We start from the raw sequence: 18,867 nt of genomic DNA on the forward strand, positions 1-18,867 counted from the left end.
GGTCGCAGTTAGCAGGAGCTTCACAATGTCACAACGCTAGAACAAGGAACGAACATGAAACCCAACAACACTTTTTCCAACTGGATAGCAGCCCTGACCCTGGTGGCCACCGGATTGCTCTCAACCCACTCCCTGGCCATGAGCCAGGTTCCACCCACCGACCCGCAAGACGCCCCCCTGGGGGAATGCCCAGCCACCGCCCTTTGCCGCAGTGAGGCACCGGGCTCCTATAGTGGCAACGGCCCGTACGGATATCGCTCCTACTCCCTGTCACGATTGCAAACACCCGGTGGTGCCACGGTCTACTATCCCGCCAACGCCGAGCCACCCTATTCCGGCCTGGTGTTCACCCCGCCTTACACCGGCGTGCAATTCATGTATGCGGCGTGGGGGCCGTTTTTCGCGTCCCACGGCATTGTATTGGTGACCATGGACACCACTACAACCCTGGATACCGTTGATCAGCGCGCCCGTCAGCAAAAAACCGTACTGGATGTGTTAAAGGGGGAAAACAACCGCGCCGCCAGCCCGCTTCGGGGCAAGCTGGATACCAGCAGAATCGGGGCAGTGGGATGGTCCATGGGCGGCGGCGCCACCTGGATTAATGCGGCGGAATATGCCGGCCTGAAGACCGCCATGTCTCTGGCAGGCCATAATCTGAGCGCCATCGATCCGAATGCCCGGGGTTATAATACACGGGTCCCCACCCTGTTGTTCAATGGCGCCCTGGACGCCACCTATCTGGGCGGACTGGGGCAATCCGACGGCGTCTACAACGCTATCCCCGCCGGCATCCCAAAAGTATTCTACGAAGTGGCGTCCGCCGGACATTTTGATTGGGGCTCTCCAACCGCAGCCAATCGCGATGTCGCGGGCATTGCCCTGGCGTTTCACAAAGCCTTTCTGGACGGCGACACCCGCTGGGTTGATTACATTCGGCGTCCGAGCCGTGACGTGGCCACCTGGCGCACCGCCTATCTGCCGGACTGAGCGTGACTCATAAGGTAGCCAGGCTTTCGATCGCGCAACTGCGTCACCGGCGCAGTTGCGCTTTGCAAGCCGATTACACGCCAAACCAGTGGAAAACAAAAGGAAAACAACCATGAGGGACAAGGACATGACAACACCAACCCGGCGCCATCCCCTGCGCCTGCGGTGGTTGGCTGGATGCGCAATCGCTGCTGCAGCGATTGCGTTGAGCCTGCTGCTAACGCAACGGAATGCGGCGCCATTGGTTCGCCAGCAAATGGAAGCGATTCCCGTACTAATTCCCACACCAATCCCCACACCAAGCCCCACACTCGTGCAACCAAAGCCCGCGCCCGGTGCCTCTCAGGATCACGAGGCCGTTGCCCAGGCACAGGCGCACTGGGCCCATGAGCTGCCGCCGGCCGCAACAGACACCGGGCAGGCTATAACTGTGTCGGATGAAACAGACTACGACACCCAGCGCCAGGCGCAGCAGATGCAGGTTCAGTACTTGCAGGAGGTTTACCCCCACACCTTGATGATTCCCACCGAGAAAACACCGACGCAAGTGGAGCAGATGTTGGCAGAAATGGAATTGCACCGCGCACTGAAACAGCGCATCGACAGTGGTGACGCCAGCGCGGAAGAGCGATCACGCTATGTGGAGCTGCACCGCCGGAAACTGGAAGAGGAACAGGACCTGATCACGCTGTGCAGGGACGTGGCCGCCAATTCCATGGCAGAGGAATCCGTACACAATGCTCTGCTTTGTACCCACGTGGCGGCAGCGGCTGATCAACGGCTTGCTGTCATCGCCCACCGCCTGGCAGAACTGGACGCAGAATTCTAGGTGCCGCCGAGCCGGGTGGATAACTCGTTGCGCTCCCAGTGGGCGCCGTTAATCAGATTGGCGCGAATCCGTCAGGTGATGGGTTCCAATTGATCCACCGGCTCGTCCGCCAGGATACTGTCGATCTGCAGATACTGCTTGTTCAACCAGGCCGCCACCCGGTGGCGCTCCACCGTGGACATCACATCACGATTATTGGCCGCCGCCCAGAAACTGGCATCACTGAAGTCGATTTTCCTGACCAGAGAAGGCTGCAACCTGGACAACACCATCGTATGGGCATCCAGGCTTTTGGCGCGGCCAAAAGTGGAGGACTGCTCCACCAGATCAAAATTGTCTCCCCGACCTCTGTTTTCCACCACCACGAGGCGAACCTGCTCGGTACGGAAACGCTCCATGGTTTTGCCCAGTAACGCCAGGGAATCCGCGCCGTCGTCCATTACGTGCCACATATACACATCGAAACCAAGCTCGGCAAAAATTTCCAGTATCTGGCTTTCTTCCAACCACTGGCTCAGATTGTCGAAGGTCTGGGCGGCCAGATCCACAATGATATTGTTTTGTGGCGCGGATTCAGCAAGTTCGACGATGCGATCCAGACTATCAAATGAACGGGTGTTCAGTGGGTGGGTAAAGTCACGGTAGAAACGGGAAAACGTGCCGTGTGACTGATCAGAATCAAACCCCACAAAGGGTAATTGTTTATCGACAAAATACTGCGCCAGCAACCGCGCCGTGAACGATTTGCCAACCCCACCTTTTTCACCACCGATAAAATGCAGTCCTGCCATGGATCACCCCTTTCAATCAGTTCAAGTTGCCCGAAGCGGCCTAACAGCAGTGATGGTACGTTTATCTGGTGTCAGATAAAAGTAAATATCGGGGCGCCATGGAAGATACGCCGATGTGCCAATTCATGGTGCATTCCGGCAGAGGCCCCCTTATTACCGCAGGTACCGCAGGTACCGCAGGGTAAATTAAGGCCCGGCACTGGGCAAAGCCTCTCCGGGCATGTTATACCAGCCTTTTAACGATCAACATTACGGGTGGAGTTGCGTATGTCCGGTGACCTTATTCCTGTCTTTCCGCTGAATACACCGCTTTTACCGGGATGTAAAATGCCATTGCAGATTTTTGAACAACGCTATCTGGATATGGTGTCCTCCTGCATGAAAGCGGGTACAGGCTTTGTGGTGGCCCTGTTGGAGCCGGGCTCGGAAACCCGGGAGGTGATTCGCCCGGGGGAAACAGCACAATCAACCCCCCCGTTCTATCCGCTTGGCACGCAGGCCCAGATCGTCGACTTCGGACAACGTGAGAACGGTCTGCTGGCCATCACCATTGAGGGATCGCAACGGCAAGACCTGTCCGGGATTCATCAACAAGCCGATGGATTATGGCTTGCCCAAGGAGAGCCGCGCCCGGAATCCGGCCAAGCGGGCCGGGCGGAACTTGAGGAGCTGACGGACCTGCTGGATGAGCTGATGATCGTCAACGGATTGAGTGAATATTTTGGGGATGAACTGACCGGTGAACAGGTGATGAATTATCTGATCATGCTGCTCCCCATTCCCGTGCCGACAAAACAGCAGTTGATTCAATGCGATGATCATCAGCAACGGTGGACCGGATTACGCAGAGCGCTTACCGAGCTGGTGCAGAGTCAAAGCGGTTCCGGCCATTGAACCGCACCGGCCTGTATATCCCCCTGCAAACGCCATCATGTGATGCTGCATCTATTGATCTTATGCCAGCTGCCGCTCATTGCGGCGCAGACTGTTCAGGCCCGCGGCCGCTTCCAACCCCTCAATCCCGGTTTCCAGATGGGCCAGCATGCGTTGCATGGACGGTAGCGTGCGTCGACAGGCGGTGAGGCCGAATTCCAGTTGATCATAGTAGCTCAGAATGGTGATGTTCAGCGCCAGGCGGTCCAGCGGCATGGAAACCGGATACATGCCCCGCAGGCGGGCACCATTCCAGTACAACGGTTCTTTCGGACCGGGCACATTGGAGATCAGCACATTGAACGCCTGCCATCTGGGCATCATGCCCGTCAGCATCTGCATGCCTGCCGGCGTCAACATCAGGGCCGTGTAGGCCATGATTTCCTGCCGCGTCATACTGCCCAGGCGCTGCTTGGCTTCCTGAACCGAGGCTTTAACGATGGACATACGCTGTGCCGCATCCGCCACATGGGTGCCCAGGTTGGCCAGTATGGTGACAATTTCATTGCCTCCAATGCTGTCATCCTGACGCAGGGAAACCGGTATGGCAGCGATCAACGGTTGCTGTGGCAAAGCACTCTGTTCCGACAGGTAATCCCGCAACGCGCTGCCGCAAATGGCCAGCACCACATCATTTATGGTGGCATCGAAGGCCTTGGCGATACGCTGAATCCTGGCCAGTGAATAGGATTCGGCCGCAAACCGGCGGGATCCGGTGATGCGCTCATTCAGCACACACTGCGGTGCCTGGAAAATACTGGTGTAGTCCACATCGGTTTTCGATTTATACCAGCTATCCTGCAGGGCTCTGGCCACGTGCGGAATGGCCGCCAGATTGGCACGAATGCCGGCCCGGGCGGAGGCGATAACGGTAGTGGCATCAAACCGGTTGGTAATCCTGTGATTGGACCTGGATTGCAGATCGAAAGCCCACACCGGGGCCATATCACGCTCAGCGGGATCATTGGACAGCATCTTGGTGCCCAGCCGCATGGCGGACATGCCATCCATAATGGCATGGTGCTGCTTGCCGTAAACAGCGAATCTTCGACCTTTCAACCCCTCAATCAAACAGCATTCCCACAGCGGCCGCTCCCGGTCCATCAAATTGCTGTGTTCTGCCGACACCAGGGCCAACAACTCCCGAATGCGGCCCGGTTTGGGCAGCGCCACATGACGAAAATGATGCTCAAGATCAAACTGCCCATCGTGCTTCCAATAGGGCCGGCCAAAACGGTAATGCAGCCGCTGGTTGAAAGGTGCTACCGGCTGATTGTAGGCACGTAAAGCCTCTGCAAATTGCGTAACAAAGTTGTTGGGGGCATCCTCCGGAAAATCGAACAACTGCAGACCCGCAATATGAGTGGGCTGTTGTCGTTTCTCCAGCATCAAAAACAGATTATCGGTTGCACTAAGGGGTTTCATAACAGAGGAGATTCCTTTCATATGGCGGTTCGTCATTTGCATTTGACGGAGCGTTACCTGATTGTTCGCGCCGTACGCAGGGCGATAAAGGGTTCCGGGATGGGTCCGAATTCCCGGCTGAACGGGCCGGGGCCAACAATACCAGAAAAATACTCCGCTGCGGCAACGGTTTGTGCCTCCGAAATTCTGGGCACCAGGGTATTAATCAACGAATGCGTGGCCTTCTTCACCGTCGACACCGTGCTAACCGCCATACGGCGCATAAACGGCCCCAGGTTGAGAATCTCAACCGGTTTTTCAAACACCCACAGGTTGGCCAGCGGATGGATCATTACACTATCAATGTAGTGTTGTACCAGATCAAACAGCACCGCCGAGGCCCGGTAGCGTATGTAGGCAAATTGTTGCGTCATTATGTACACCTTTACATGTTTCATCCTTTCCATATGAGACGAAATTGTACGGATTGGCTATCGGCCCCACACTGGCCACAAATGACAAAATCTGTGACCCGAAACACTAATGTGCCCCTAACAAGAGGAATTGGACCATACAAGCCGGTGGTTGCGCAGCACACCGTTAGTAACGGTCTACAGTCACTACACAATTCACCCCTTGAATCTGTGAATTCAGCATGCCTACAATCGAGTATTACAACAACAAACAACGATTATGACTCAAAGGACTGCGTCGGCCTCCTGGCTGAAGAACCTATGTGATATGTTTGCCGCCGAAGGCGTCAATGTCGGCCCTATGTTGCAGGACTGCGGCTTGTGCGAACGAGAGCTGCAGGACAGTGACGTGCGTTACCCCAGCGAATATGTAGGCCACCTGTGGGATGCTGCGGTACTGCAAACCGGCAACCGTCACCTGGGACTGCGCCGTGAATTATGCGACCGCTACGGTGGCCTGCATCAGGTGGGGTTCGCCATGATGGCAAGCCCCACACTGCTGGATGGGTTGCGTATCCTGCAGCAAAATCTGGCAGTGGTATCGGAAGACGTCAGTATGAATCTGGAAGCTGATGACCGGGGCTACTGGATTTATCTGTCCCTGGCCAAGCATCACTACGCGTTTCGTACCCGCATTGAATTCAGCTTTCTTACCACATTGATGCTCTGCACCTGGATTACCCGGCAGAACATTGTGCCTCTGCTGCAGGAATGGACCTTTGCTGCACCGCCGGATACCCGCCCTTACCAGGCGGCCTTTGGCTGCCCGCAAAGCTTTGAACAGGCTGAGAACCGCTTTCTGTTCAGCACCGAAATCCTGACCGCAGAATTACCCACTGAAAGCGCAATGGTGTGCGAGCTGCATCAAAACGTATTGCGGGAACAGATGGCACGGATGGGTTTCGCCTCTATACAGTATCGTGTGTATACCGAAATCCTGCGTGGTTTGCGCTATGGTGAACCCAGATTGTCCGACATTGCCCGTGCCATGCACATGTCCGAGCGTACCTTACAACGCAAATTGAAGCAGGAAGATCTCACCTATCAGGACGTGCTGGATCAAACCCGGCAGGAACTGGCGGAACAGTACCTGGCTAACTCTGCGCTCAGCCTGATGGAGATTTCCCAACTACTGGGCTTTCTGGATTTGAGTAACTTCTATCGTGCCACCAAACGCTGGTTCGGACTGCCGCCGGGCAAGTATCGCAACCAGCTGGAGCGGCAACCTTTTACCTGAGCAAACCACAGCTCATCCCACCTGATTAATAGCCTGCCGTGCCCGCCAGTATCTGCTGATAGAATGCCCGATCCAATGCCTCATACTCATTTGATCCCGGCTTCAACACAAACAGGGGATCGGGACACTGATCCAAATGATACGCTTGCTCCCTCAACTCACCCTTTTTCATTTTGAAAGTGCCGGTGGTATCCATATCCATTACCTGGCGAATAAACAGGGGGCGGGCATAAGAAGGGACTTTTTCGATGATGTGTTGTGAGATAGCCGGCAGCTGCAGGCTGCCGTGCTTTGCTGATATAGCCACCATTCCGGCGCGACCATCGGTGCCGGGCAGCTGCACACCGTAGACATTGCAGTACGCAACGGAGTCGGCGCCATTGATAATCTCACCTATTTCGTTGGTTGAAACGTTCTCCCCTTTCCAACGGTAAGTATCCCCCACCCGATCCACGAATTGATAGTGTGGCAAACCCAAAGCAAACCCTACATCCACCTGCTTAAGTAAATCACCGGAATTGAAATAGCGGTCACCCTTTTTGAATACGTCGGTCAGTATCTTTTTCTGTGTGGCACCGGGATCAACGTAACCATCAAACACGGCGTCTTTTGATATTTCCATTAACATCAATCCCGCTTCGCCCTTCTTTACTTTTTGGCAGAACCCTTTTCTGTTCCTCAATAATTCATCATTCAGAACATCGTAGCGCACCAGGGCGTGTCTGGCGCCACAAAAACCAACCGTGCAATCCTTATTGAAGGCATTCACGCAACCTGCGTTTCCTTCACTGGCTCCATAAAACTCTCCCACCCGTTCAATGCCAAATCGGGTTTTAAATTCCATCCAGATATCCGGGCGCAGGCCATTACCGACACACTTCCGAATAGGATTATCGGCATCATCAGGCTGTGGTGCTTGATGTAACAGATAGCGGCACAACTCGCCTATATAGGCAAAACAAGTGGTCTGATGCTGGCGCGCCTCCCGCAGCAGGTTGCTGGCAGAAAATTTGCGCCGCAGGAACATGGAACCACCGCTGTGTATGATTGAGCCAAAACAGATGAACATTCCGCTGGAATGATAGAGTGGCAGGCAGGCGTAAATACGGTCCTGCTCAGACATGTTGAGCAGAATACTTGAGAAGCCCAGGCTCATCCTGTAGTGACGGTCATGGGTAATCCGTGATGCTTTGGGTAGCCCGGTGGTACCGGACGTGAAAATATAGTATGCCAGGTCACTCAGGGTAACCTCTGCGGTTTGCGGCAGATCCGTACCCGGTTGCCCCTCAAAATCCAACGCTACGGCCCATTCCGGGGCTACGCCTGCCCCGGACAGCGCGGCATCTTGAACCCAGAATATATCATTGCTTGCCAGACCGAGTTCTGACCTTATCTCAGACAAGGGTGATAACAGCTCTTGCCCCACGATGATTTTTACCGAAGCGACAGACTTAATGCAGTGTAACAATGGCGCCTCAGTAAGACTGGTATTGATCATGGCGGCAACGGCACCAATCTTGGCGAGTGCGGTAACACAGGCCAGGTTCTCGATACGATTTTCCATCAACAGCGCCACGGCATCCCCTTTTTTGACACCCTGACTCTTAAGGTAGTGGGCCATCTGGTTCGCCTTAGTATTGAACTGTCCCCAGGTCAGGGTGACCCCCTCAAACACCACCATGACGTTATCCGGCGATTGCTGTGCCCGCTGCGCAACCATCGAGCCCAAACTGAGCGGGGTATCGCCGGGTAGCGGCTTGAGCTTTAAGGCTTTTCTAATCACACCCAGCATGGTCAACACATCAGTCACAGCACCCATTGTTATACGCCCTTTGCAGCCTTAAAACGAAGAAAAACCTCCGCAAGTGTACTGCAACCCGGATTACCCACGGAGCGCAATTTCTTACCCTGAGTTAACTAAATGAGGTCGCATATATGGTCACATGTTGAACCCAGCTCAAACAGTGGATCACAAATGGGGGATGACTGGCACAGTTTTCAATCACCCATTACACTCAAAGAAAAGGCCACAACCTGTTTCATGATTAATTGGGGACTCCATGAACACCAGCGGCACCACGGTCGTGACCATGATCTGGTTACTGGTCAGCTATCTGCTGCCCGGAACCAGTATGGCTCTCACGCATAACGCAGCGGAATTAACACCGCCACTGTCCTATTTTGTGCAAGCAAAAACGAATGCTGTTCCTGATGAAGATCCACGGAACCTCAATGCACACTGGGAGCCCATTCAGCGTTCAGAGCTTAATATGGGCTTCACCGATGATGTGGTGTGGGTCCGCTTCGATATTCCCTCTGATCAGCAGCGCCGGAATCTCATGCTGGAAGTGGCCAATCACAAGATTGATCATCTTGAGGTCTTCGTTTACAAACTGAATACCACCGGTCAGGACCTGCATTCACGTTTTAGTGTAGGGGATCACCTTCCCATCCATGAGCGCCCCTACCCTGCGCGCAACTTCATTTTTCCCATTGAGGTACAGGCCCACCAGCCGCTTCGGATTTACATGCGTTTTCAAAGCCGCTACCCCATGAAGCTGCCGCTCAATGTATGGACACCGGAGCAACTTGAACGACGCAATGAGGCCCGCATTCTGTTTCAGGGTATCTATTTCGGTGTGGTTTCGATCATGGCGCTGTACAACCTGTGTATTTATTTCTTTGTGCGTGATCGCAGCTACGGCACCTATAGCTTTTTCATAGTGTGCCTGGCTGCATTTATCATGATCGAACGCGGTCTGGCGATCGAATATTTGTGGCCGAGCAATCCCGGTTTCGATTTCCAGATGTCGCTGATCATTACCGCCCTGGGCTCTGCCGCCAGCATACCGTTTACCGTGCATTTCCTTTCTCTCAATCAGTACGCACCTCGAATTGCGCACGCTTACCGCTACCTGTTCAGAACCTGGCTGGTGCTGGCGGCATTGGGGGCCATCTATCCGGCTGTGTGGCTGGTTTACGTGGTGGTAATTATTCTGATTCCCGGCAGCCTTTCACTGGCCATTGTTGGCATGCTGATGTGGCGCAAGGGTGTGCCGGCAGCACCCTTCTATACCTTGGCATGGTTTGTTCTGGTATCGGCGGTGAGCGTGTATGACGCCTATGTCATGGGCTTTCTGCCTATTACCGCGTTTACCGAATATTCGCTCCAAGTGGGCAACATGATTGAAGTCACACTGTTATCCCTGGGCTTGGCCCATCGTATCAAATCGTTGGATCGGGAAAAACGTGAGGCACACTTGTTAACAAAAACCAAAAGCGAGTTTCTGGCTACTATGAGCCACGAAATCCGTACCCCCATGAACGGCATTCTGGGCATGGCAGAGCTGCTGCAGGACACCAAACTGGATCAACAACAGTCCAGCTATCTCAACACCATTCTCAGCTCGGGTAAAACCCTGATGACGGTGCTGAACGACATTCTGGATTACTCTAAGATAGAGGCGGGCAAGCTGGAACTGGAATCCGTTTCCTACCCGGTCCGCAGGCTGATCGATGATACCGCCAGTATTTTTTCGGTGGTGGCGAGGGACAAGGCGCTCTACTTCAATATTTATGTATCACCCCGTGTACCTGCCAGCATCAACGGGGATGCCACACGTGTGCGCCAGATTCTAAGCAATTTGCTCAGCAACGCGTTCAAATTCACCCATGAAGGTCAGGTTACACTAACCGCCGACTGCGATGCTGACGCCACTCAACTGATCATCAAAGTGAGTGATTCCGGTGTTGGTGTTCCCGAGCACAAAAAGCGCTCTATCTTTGAGCAATTCACCCAGGCAGAGCGATCCACCAGCCGCCAGTATGGTGGAACCGGCCTGGGGCTTTCCATATCCAAACGCTTTGTTGAACTGATGGGGGGCAACATCGGTCTACAGAGTACCATCGGAGCAGGTTCAACGTTCTGGTTTACCCTGCCATTGGTATCCCCAAAGCAGTTCAACTTGAGTAACCCGGAAGATCTGAAGCCACTGGCCGCCCAATTGCGCATCCTGCTGATTTGCCCTGATCGGCGATTTACCCGTCTAATCGATGACTACCGCGCAATGTGGGGGTTTCAATTATCTATCTGCCATTCGCTCCATGAGGCTCAACACCAGCTCAATGAAATGACCAAACAGCAAACGGGCCAGCAGCAGGTTTTCTTTCATTTTGTGCTGATTGATCAGTACTGTGAAGACTTCACCTGTGATCAGGTCAACCATTTCATACAGGATAATCCTGCATTGATGGATACCAACCTGGTGCTGACCGTCAAAGCAGGTTTTCCCCGCGACCGGATAAAGGGTGGGAATAAGGCGCCTATCTTTGAAGAGTATCCGGTCTGCATCTCGGCCATTCAGCTTGCTCTGCTGGATCGCATCGGCTTCAATCGAAAACTGCCCACGACACCATTGATTCGTTCCGATTTTAGCGGCACCAAAATATTGGTGGTGGATGATAATCCGGTTAACACCAAGGTCATCTGTGGATATCTGAGCAAACTGAATGTGCATCCTGATTGCGCTGCCTCAGGGCAGGAAGCGCTGGATAAAATCATTGGTATTAATCATCAATATGACCTTATCTTTATGGATTGCGAAATGCCCGGCATCGATGGTTACGAGGCCACATTACGCATACGGCAGTGGGAGCTTCACAACAACAGAGCGCAGCAAACCATCTGCGCCCTGAGTGCCCACGCCATGAAAAACTACCGGGATCGTTGTTTTGAAGTGGGAATGAATGATTTTCTGTCCAAACCCATTGTTATGGCAGAACTGAAAATTCTGTTGAATCGTCATTGCAACCAACAGACAACAACGGCAGACGAGACAGCAGAGGAGGGGCCCGCGCCCCTCCTCTGAGATTTATCGGATACCTGCCCGGCGCAACGCTGCCGGCTGGAAATCAGTGTAGGAAAACTCAGCTTCCCAATTCACACCCATCACTTCATTGTTTTCAAATCCCAACGCCAAATAACGACCGGCATGAAGATCATAGAGCACTTCGAGTGAATACCCCTGCACCGGGACGTGGTAGTAGAGTATTTCGTGGGATTCCGCCACCCGCCACAGATTGCCGCGGCCATCATAGTGATCGATCACTGCAGCCATCCAGCTGTCCTCATCCAGAAAGAACACCCGCTTGGCGTAAATATGCCGGGTGCCGCTGCGCAAATTGGCTTCCACCTGCCATACCCGGTGCAGTTCGTAGCGGGTCAGATCCTGGTTGATGTGTCCGGGCTGGATAATCTCATCATAGGGTAAACCTTTTTCGTCCAGCTTATAGGCATTGTAACCAATATACATCTCGCGTTTGCCTTTCAGCGTCCATTCATAACGATCAGGAGACCCATTATAAAGATCGTAATTATCCGCCGTGCGCATGCCGTCCGCCGCAGTCCCCGGGCCGTCGTAGGCCACTTGGGGAGCCCGGCGTACACGGCGCTGACCGGCATTGTAAATCCAGGCCCGGCGTGGCTCTTTTACCTGATCCAGAGTTTCATGCACCAACAGCACATTACCGGCCAACCGGGATGGGGCGGTGACCACCTGCTTGCCGTAAAACAGCACGTTATCGTCTTTACCCGGCTCGTAGTCGGTCAACTTGTTGGCAACCGCCACCTGATCCCGAAACATCACCATGCTGTAGGCACCATTGGCCAGCGGGGTAACCTGACCCGCATAGCGATCCAATGCATCACCCCGCCAGCGCGCAATGTGGTTCCAGATCGCCTCCAGACCGTTATTGGGAATGGGGAACGGATAACCCTGCAGCTCATAGTTTTTCATTCCGGTTGGGCCCACCGGCTGCGTTTTCAGCGCATTTTTTTTGGTGAGCTCAGCGATGTGCTCCGGCATACGAAAAGTACGGCGGGTCGGGTATACCGGCATACGATAGGTTTCTGGATATTTCTCGAACATGGCCAGTTGGCCCGGGCTCAATTTATCCTGATACTGCGCTACATTGTCAGCGGTAATCGTGAATAAAGGTTTGTCATCCGGAAACGGATCACAAAGAAACTCACCACCTTTATAACAATCGGGTGGCGACTTCAAACCACCTTCGTAAGCCGGAATGGTGCCTTCCTTGTTGGCCGCCACTTCTGCGCCGGTCACCGTCAGCTCGGATCCGCCCAGCTTCGCGGCCTGTTCCTCAGGCACCTTGGCGTTGGCAAAGCCGGCCATCATTATCGACAGGACAATGCCGGGCAACGTGATTGAGGTTTGTTGCGTTTTAATCATCATTATTTTCCCCCACCCTTAGAAGGATGCCGTAGCGCTAAGTGAGTAGTAGTCTCGATCGGCAAGCTGGTTATACGGTTCCGCACCATAGAAATCGGTGTACGAGGCTTTCACACTGTAGTCATTCAGCAATACCGCCTCCAGGGACAAGCCCAGGGCCTTTCGGTTCTGCAGGAAATTGGATACCGGGCTCGCGGAATTGCCGGACACATCGTGGCTGAAGCTTATGGTGGGGCGCAGATTTACCCCGCCCAGTACGTTGTTGTAATCACCGGTGAAGCGCATCTTATAGCCCCAGGCACCACTGGTTGGGTAGTAATCCTGTTCAGGGGTTGTCGCTGAATTGGGAATAAAGTTAGCCGCCAGAAACGCTTCATAGTCAGCAAAGGCCGCCTCGGGAGAATCTGCCTGGGGTAAGTTGGGAAACGACAGCGTTGCATTATAGCTGCTGTTCAACAATGCTTTATCCTTGTCCGGCAAGTCGGTATACGAACCCGCAATATCCAGTATCGCGGTCCAGCGAGCAGCACCCAGGATCTGATCGAAGAAATGAATAAACGCGATCTCAGCCTGATAATAATCCGCCTCAACGTAGCCTTTATTCTCATCACCGGAATCGAACTTGCTGTAACAATCATAAGGCGTTGGCGCGTCATAGCAGGTCAGTGAAGGCAAGCCCACAGCACCAGCCAATGAGTCACCATCTTCCAAAGCAAACGGCTGATCCTTCCTCAAACTGATTTCACCGGACACAGCGGTTGCACCACCGGGCAAACCAAAATCAAAGGCGGTGCTGAAACTGGCACCCAACAACGCAATGTCTTCAACATAATCCAGGTAGTAATCCCCATATGGCAGCAGATAGGCAGTGCCCAGGACACTGGACGGCGCTCCAGGCGCTTCCGGCAACGCAGCCAGCCCATCACGGAACTGCTCCAGGGTCAAACCGCTCCCGGGCGGTGGCAACAGCGTCCCCACAAGGCCCAACGGATCTGCTGTCAGGAAGGCATCCATATCGGCGTAGTGCCCGGAAATGACAGGCAAACGGGAGTGCAAGTTCATGTAGTACAAGCTGAATTCTGTTTCAATGGATTCTGCAAAATAACGCACAGCAACTCCATACTCGCCGCCGTTATCCGGCTCATGATCACCCACGCGAGGTAAGGTCACCGCCGCAGCAGGTGCCGGGAAAACCGTTTGGGAAACATCATTATATTCCATGCCATAGGGAACAAAGCCGTTGTAACAGCCCGGCCCCACCAGATCGGAGGGCGAGAAATAAGTGCCACAGGCGGGTAGTTCGGTTTCTTTCCACTCCAGCATATAGAAGGCTTCCAGGGTCAGTGCGCTGGTGAGGCCAATGGAGCCATACAATGACCCCAGCGGAATCAGCGCATCTTTCACCTCGGAGCCCGGTGCAAGCAGCGCGTTCACATCAACCGGGTTGATGCTGTTTATCCCATTGGCAAAGAAAATCCCCTCGCCCCAACTGATGACCTGACGCCCCAGGCGGACATTAACGGGCTTATCGCCCAGCCACCAATCACCCCAGACGAAAGCATCCAGAATATCAGCACTGCGGCCGTCACTTTGATTGGGGGCCAACTCGTCACCATTAAGCACAAGTTGATTGGCCACCTGATCATAATAAGCGGGTGTATCCGTTACGCCATCACCATTAACAATACGGTGATCGTAGAAGGCTTTGCCACGAACAAAGGCACCATAGTTCTTGTAATTCAGTTCCATATCCATGGTTATCTTGAACAGCTCTGAAAAGGTTGAACCCTTTTGGTAGTTCAAGTTCGCATTATCGGCTGTGCTGCTACCGTGTTTGTGGGCATTGGATCGATCACCGGTTGCAAGTACGGTGTTCAACGCCCCGATCTGCTGGTAGTCGCGATTCGAAGCACGCCAGGAAGCACCCACGGAAACCGTGGTGTCCACCTGCATATAGAAATCACCCTGTTTATATTCGAAGCCATAAGCCGGCATTGTGATTGCAGCACTGACTGCGGCAGCCAAGGCACTTACCCGAAGGAAGTCACGATTGGACATATGAGAGCATCCCCATCCCGTTTTGTGTTGTTCTGTTATGAACCGGTAAAGCAACACCAACGCAGCGCAGTGTCGGCGCCTTTACTCACGGCAGATTTCAGGTGCATGATTTAATTTTTGATCGCCCTGACCCTCGACAATAACAAAAGGGGAACGCTTGTTAATGGCCGATTAATCTATAATTAATGATTGTTTTGACCAGCATTGCTGATCCGCCAATACAGCTGGGCTTTTCATCTCATAACAGGGAAATGGTTTTGCTAACCAAACACGAAAACTGTGAGGGGTGTCACCATGGCCTTACTTCGATATCCGGCAGGGAGCGCGCCTGCCGAGCAAAATCCTCCGGTGCACCAGCGAACCCATCACTCATCAACAAACTGACCACCACACCAATGAATCCCTGCTTCGGAAATTCTTCAATAATATAACCGGTATTGGGCAGTTGCCCGGGAAACTGTTCGTTGGGCCGCTGCAACTCAAAACTGTCTTCCAGCAACAATGACATGCTGGAATCAAACCCTCCCAAATAGTCCACGTAAGAGAGAAAATCCAGATTACGTTTGGTACTCACCCAGATCCAGTTATCATGGGGGTCCAGTCCGGCATCAATCACCGACTGCTCCTGCTCGTCAATGGTGCCGTCTACAGTGCCAACCCGACCGGGGGCAGCAGAGGTCATGATACTGGCCCCCAGCAATCGATTGGCATCAATGGACATGGTAATGGTGGGATCGGCAACCAGGCTACGCCGCAGTTCCGGAATGACTCCCCGCACATCGTACATTAACGATTTGGGGCCATGATGAATCTGCACACTCAGGTTCAGCACCGGTACCGCCATGAAGTAGACACTGAAATCAAGCTGAGTGGTGGTACGAATAGGCCCGATAAGCTCACCTTTTGGCACAGCCACCAATTGATCCTTGCCCAGTTCCACTTCCGCCAAAGAGGTGAGTATCCCACCGCGCAGCTGCAGATTGAGGGAATCCAACGGCCTTTCACCCAAGTAATTCACATAACTGAAATCATCCCATACCAAATGATTATTTTTGTTATAACGGATGCTGTAAAAATCAGTCTCAACCACACCTTCTGCTGCGCTGTAACGCACGTACTGCTCATCAGAACGCAACCGTGAATTCTTCATCACGTAAACGTAGCGCAGATAACCCTGTTCATCCCGCATCCGTATCTCTGCCAGGATGCTACCGTCATGGGGTAGCCGCCCACGGTAACGTTCACCTGCGTCCTTAAACAGAAACAGAAGTTTATCGGTTTCATCCATCTGCTGTGCGCTACCCGCCAAAGGCACATGCCAACCTTCAAAATAAACGGCGCCACCGATGTTATACTGGTCTATTTGATAGGGGATGGGTTCCAGCACACCATCGATCATGGCAGCCAGGGACAGCTGTTCAAGGGGCATACCCACCAGACCAGGGGCATCCTCTCCTTCGATGGTAATGATTTTAAAGGCATCAATAGGGTGCAGGGGCGGTGTCAGTGCATAGCCAGTAGTTGCCAGCAGCCCGACACCCCAGACCAGTGCAGTCAGAATCCGTTTCATGGTGCCGCCTCGTATGTTTCTTTTTATTGTTACGAATTATTGTTACGAATTATTGTTACGAGGTTATAGTAACGAGGCAGCGCGCCGCACAAAGCGGCATAATAATCCGTTTACTTTGAGACTTTCGGCCACCCGCGAACAGATAGCATTTCCATCAGGATCCTGTGGACGCTGTCTCGGGAGCGGAGGTAATTTCTTCATCCGGCAGCATCTCCAATGCCGTTGGCGTGGTACGCACCATGGGCATGAAATGAGAAGGGTGTTCGGATGGGTCTTCGACTTTTTTACGCAGGTGCACAGCGGTAAACACCGCCAGCAGCATCTGCATGCAGACAAAATAAATGGGCAATGCCTGTGGCCCCAGCACCCCCATTAGCTGTCCGGCCAACGCCGGGCCAATCGCCGCGCCGACACCATGCAACAGCAGAATGCCGCTGCTGCCGGATAACATGCTTTCTGCATCCAGGTGGTCGCTCAGGTGTGCCACGCACACCGGGTACACCGCGAACGCCATACCACCATAGAGCGCAATGGCCAGCATCACCCATTGCCCGGCCATCGACAACAGTGCCAACAACAATGCCGCCAGCGCCGCGCCGCAGCACACCACTGCCAGCACTTTCCGCCGATCGTGGGTATCCGAGTAACGCCCCAGGGGAAACTGCAACAACGCGCCGCCTACAATGGCGCAGCTGATGAAAGTGGCCACACTGTTGCTGTCCAGACCGATTCGCCGCCCATACACTGCGCTCATTCCCCAGAATGCGCCCATCGCCAACCCCGACAGCAGTGCTCCGGCCATAGCCACTGGCGCCACCCGGTATAGATCTCCGTATTTCACTTTGGAGACCTTGGACACTTCTGGTTGCGCCAGCCGGGTCCAGGTCACCGGCAGCACACTCAGGGTCACCAGAATGGCACCCAGTGCAAACAGGGTAAAGGCCGAGGGGGAATCCAGCCGCAGCAGTTGTTGCGCCAGCGCCAAAGACCCCAGGTTCACCACCATATAGATGGAAAATACTTTGCCGCGTTGCTCTGAGGGCGTATAGCCATTGAGCCAGCTTTCGATCACTGTGTAGAGAATCACCAATGAGCTACCGGTTACCACCCGCAACAACAACCAGCCCACCGGGTTTACCAACAGAACATGAAGCAACACTGAGCAAGCTGCAATGGCAGCGCAGAAAGCAAAGGTGCGTATGTGGCCGATTCTTTGGATTATGGGCAATGCCAGAAAGGTACCAATGAAGAAGCCGACGAAATAACCGGACATGATCCAGCCCATGCTGCTGTCACTATAGCCTTCCAGCCCGCCACGGATCGCCAATAACGTGTTTAGCAGGCCACCACCCAACAACAACAGCGCAACCCCCAACAGCAGCGCGCCAATGGGGAGTATTAATGGGAGCATTCGCTTTCCTCCTGAAACAACTTCAACTGTGGCAATTTATGCTAACGTGAATTATAAGTGTTTTGAAACTTTGCCGGTGGACCCGTGAGGGCAGCCGACAGCACAGGTTACGTCATCTTTCATTCATAATAGTAAAAATACAGGGAGTATACCCATGAGCAACAACTATTCCGCCCCCAACGCAACACTGGTGGAAACCAATGAGTCAGGTGGATCACTGCAGGCCGGTATCGATGGTGATTATTCAATTGAACTGGCGGACATCCTGTCCGAAGCCTGGCAGAAAACCAAGGGGGCGAAGCGTTATATTCTGGGTGCGGGGATACTCATGTATATTATTGTCATGGTGGCGGTGGCCATTCTGACCACGGTTACTCTGCTCATCACCGGCACCGATCCGGAATCGGGCTCAGGTATGGGCGCCGCCATGTTGATTCAGCTCATCATACAATTTGCCATGATGGCGGTGATGCTACCCTTTTCTGCCGGTATATTCGTTATGTGCCTGAAGCAGGTGCAGGGGCAGCAACCGGAGTTCGGCGATCTGTTCTCCTGCTTCAATCTAACCGGCAAACTGCTGCTCACCATGATCCTCATGTACATCATGCTGTTTATCGGCTATCTGCTGTTTGTCATTCCGGGCATTTATCTGAACTTTGCCTACATGCTGGCGATTCCCCTGATCATAGACCGGGACATGGGCCCATGGGAGGCGCTGGAAACCTCACGCAAGGCCATCACCAAGCACTGGTTGAGCGTATTCCTGTTTTTTATTGTGCTCACCATCATTATGATCGTAAGCATGATTCCACTGGGCCTGGGTTTGATCTGGAGCGTGCCCCTTATGGCCATCGCGATGGCGGTACTGTATCGGGAAGTGTTTGGTATCACCCGCTACTGATCAGAGCAGGGCACACACCCAA

The 18,867-nt window shown here is 53.5% G+C and carries 14 protein-coding genes; 6 read left to right on the forward strand and 8 right to left on the reverse strand.

The genetic code is table 11. The features are described from left to right. Positions 1 to 54 precede the first annotated feature (54 nt). Positions 55 to 990: a dienelactone hydrolase family protein gene (locus D9N13_RS19855; protein WP_290593595.1), complete on the forward strand. Its 936-nt coding sequence runs from the start codon at positions 55 to 57 to the stop codon at positions 988 to 990. Positions 991 to 1,102: 112 nt separating this feature from the next. After that, a complete protein-coding gene (locus D9N13_RS19860) occupies positions 1,103 to 1,819 on the forward strand; it encodes a hypothetical protein (RefSeq protein ID WP_290593597.1) in 717 nt (238 codons plus the stop codon). Positions 1,820 to 1,890: 71 nt separating this feature from the next. Here D9N13_RS19860 and D9N13_RS19865 read toward each other — a convergent pair whose 3' ends face one another. Next, entirely contained in the window at positions 1,891 to 2,610 is a 720-nt protein-coding gene (locus tag D9N13_RS19865; RefSeq protein WP_290593599.1) for a mobilization protein, read from the reverse strand. A 267-nt stretch (positions 2,611 to 2,877) separates the two neighbouring features. Here D9N13_RS19865 and D9N13_RS19870 point away from each other — a divergent pair, with 267 nt between their 5' ends. Further along, positions 2,878 to 3,504 (forward strand): LON peptidase substrate-binding domain-containing protein, encoded by a 627-nt coding sequence (locus D9N13_RS19870; protein ID WP_290593601.1) that lies wholly within the window; start codon positions 2,878 to 2,880, stop codon positions 3,502 to 3,504. Between the two features lie 60 nt (positions 3,505 to 3,564). Here D9N13_RS19870 and D9N13_RS19875 read toward each other — a convergent pair whose 3' ends face one another. Next, positions 3,565 to 4,968, reverse strand: a complete 1,404-nt coding sequence (locus D9N13_RS19875; protein WP_290593603.1) for a WS/DGAT/MGAT family O-acyltransferase — start codon at positions 4,966 to 4,968, stop codon at positions 3,565 to 3,567. A gap of 53 nt (positions 4,969 to 5,021) precedes the next feature. After that, positions 5,022 to 5,381 carry a hypothetical protein gene (locus D9N13_RS19880; protein WP_290593605.1) on the reverse strand — a complete coding sequence of 120 codons (360 nt, stop codon included), beginning with the start codon at positions 5,379 to 5,381 and terminating at the stop codon, positions 5,022 to 5,024. A 259-nt stretch (positions 5,382 to 5,640) separates the two neighbouring features. Between D9N13_RS19880 and D9N13_RS19885 the strand changes: the two genes are divergently transcribed. Next, entirely contained in the window at positions 5,641 to 6,657 is a 1,017-nt protein-coding gene (locus D9N13_RS19885; RefSeq protein ID WP_290593607.1) for an AraC family transcriptional regulator, read from the forward strand. 25 nt (positions 6,658 to 6,682) lie between these two features. Here D9N13_RS19885 and D9N13_RS19890 read toward each other — a convergent pair whose 3' ends face one another. Then, the gene (locus D9N13_RS19890) at positions 6,683 to 8,476 is read right to left on the reverse strand and encodes a long-chain-acyl-CoA synthetase (protein WP_290593609.1); all 1,794 of its coding nucleotides are present in this window, start codon (positions 8,474 to 8,476) and stop codon (positions 6,683 to 6,685) included. A 241-nt stretch (positions 8,477 to 8,717) separates the two neighbouring features. On the opposite strand from D9N13_RS19890, the gene D9N13_RS19895 reads away from it, so the two are divergent. Then, positions 8,718 to 11,525, forward strand: a complete 2,808-nt coding sequence (locus D9N13_RS19895) for a hybrid sensor histidine kinase/response regulator (RefSeq protein ID WP_290593611.1) — start codon at positions 8,718 to 8,720, stop codon at positions 11,523 to 11,525. Positions 11,526 to 11,528: 3 nt separating this feature from the next. Here the strand turns inward: D9N13_RS19895 and D9N13_RS19900 are convergent, their stop codons facing one another. The 4 genes from D9N13_RS19900 to D9N13_RS19915 form a co-directional block, all read right to left on the reverse strand. After that, on the reverse strand, positions 11,529 to 12,908 hold the full coding sequence (locus D9N13_RS19900; RefSeq protein ID WP_290593613.1) for a DUF1329 domain-containing protein: 1,380 nt from the start codon (positions 12,906 to 12,908) through the stop codon (positions 11,529 to 11,531). Between the two features lie 15 nt (positions 12,909 to 12,923). Continuing rightward, positions 12,924 to 14,963, reverse strand: a complete 2,040-nt coding sequence (locus tag D9N13_RS19905) for a DUF1302 domain-containing protein (protein WP_290593615.1) — start codon at positions 14,961 to 14,963, stop codon at positions 12,924 to 12,926. Positions 14,964 to 15,252: 289 nt separating this feature from the next. After that, positions 15,253 to 16,533, reverse strand: coding sequence for a hypothetical protein (locus D9N13_RS19910; protein WP_290593617.1), 1,281 nt, complete (start codon positions 16,531 to 16,533; stop codon positions 15,253 to 15,255). Between the two features lie 154 nt (positions 16,534 to 16,687). Further along, the gene (locus tag D9N13_RS19915) at positions 16,688 to 17,944 is read right to left on the reverse strand and encodes an MFS transporter (RefSeq protein WP_290593619.1); all 1,257 of its coding nucleotides are present in this window, start codon (positions 17,942 to 17,944) and stop codon (positions 16,688 to 16,690) included. Positions 17,945 to 18,098: 154 nt separating this feature from the next. Between D9N13_RS19915 and D9N13_RS19920 the strand changes: the two genes are divergently transcribed. After that, positions 18,099 to 18,845 carry a hypothetical protein gene (locus D9N13_RS19920; RefSeq protein ID WP_290593621.1) on the forward strand — a complete coding sequence of 249 codons (747 nt, stop codon included), beginning with the start codon at positions 18,099 to 18,101 and terminating at the stop codon, positions 18,843 to 18,845. Positions 18,846 to 18,867: the final 22 nt, after the last annotated feature.

The organism is Ketobacter sp. GenoA1, assembly GCF_003671475.1.
GTDB lineage: Bacteria > Pseudomonadota > Gammaproteobacteria > Pseudomonadales > Ketobacteraceae > Ketobacter.

Coding starts and splice junctions, on each gene's coding strand:
- D9N13_RS19855 (WP_290593595.1), top strand. CDS start 55: ATGAAACCCAACAACACTTTTTCCAACTGGATAGCAGCCCTGACCCTG.
- D9N13_RS19860 (WP_290593597.1), top strand. CDS start 1,103: ATGAGGGACAAGGACATGACAACACCAACCCGGCGCCATCCCCTGCGC.
- D9N13_RS19865 (WP_290593599.1), bottom strand. CDS start 2,610: ATGGCAGGACTGCATTTTATCGGTGGTGAAAAAGGTGGGGTTGGCAAA.
- D9N13_RS19870 (WP_290593601.1), top strand. CDS start 2,878: ATGTCCGGTGACCTTATTCCTGTCTTTCCGCTGAATACACCGCTTTTA.
- D9N13_RS19875 (WP_290593603.1), bottom strand. CDS start 4,968: ATGAAACCCCTTAGTGCAACCGATAATCTGTTTTTGATGCTGGAGAAA.
- D9N13_RS19880 (WP_290593605.1), bottom strand. CDS start 5,381: ATGACGCAACAATTTGCCTACATACGCTACCGGGCCTCGGCGGTGCTG.
- D9N13_RS19885 (WP_290593607.1), top strand. CDS start 5,641: ATGACTCAAAGGACTGCGTCGGCCTCCTGGCTGAAGAACCTATGTGAT.
- D9N13_RS19890 (WP_290593609.1), bottom strand. CDS start 8,476: ATGGGTGCTGTGACTGATGTGTTGACCATGCTGGGTGTGATTAGAAAA.
- D9N13_RS19895 (WP_290593611.1), top strand. CDS start 8,718: ATGAACACCAGCGGCACCACGGTCGTGACCATGATCTGGTTACTGGTC.
- D9N13_RS19900 (WP_290593613.1), bottom strand. CDS start 12,908: ATGATGATTAAAACGCAACAAACCTCAATCACGTTGCCCGGCATTGTC.
- D9N13_RS19905 (WP_290593615.1), bottom strand. CDS start 14,963: ATGTCCAATCGTGACTTCCTTCGGGTAAGTGCCTTGGCTGCCGCAGTC.
- D9N13_RS19910 (WP_290593617.1), bottom strand. CDS start 16,533: ATGAAACGGATTCTGACTGCACTGGTCTGGGGTGTCGGGCTGCTGGCA.
- D9N13_RS19915 (WP_290593619.1), bottom strand. CDS start 17,944: ATGCTCCCATTAATACTCCCCATTGGCGCGCTGCTGTTGGGGGTTGCG.
- D9N13_RS19920 (WP_290593621.1), top strand. CDS start 18,099: ATGAGCAACAACTATTCCGCCCCCAACGCAACACTGGTGGAAACCAAT.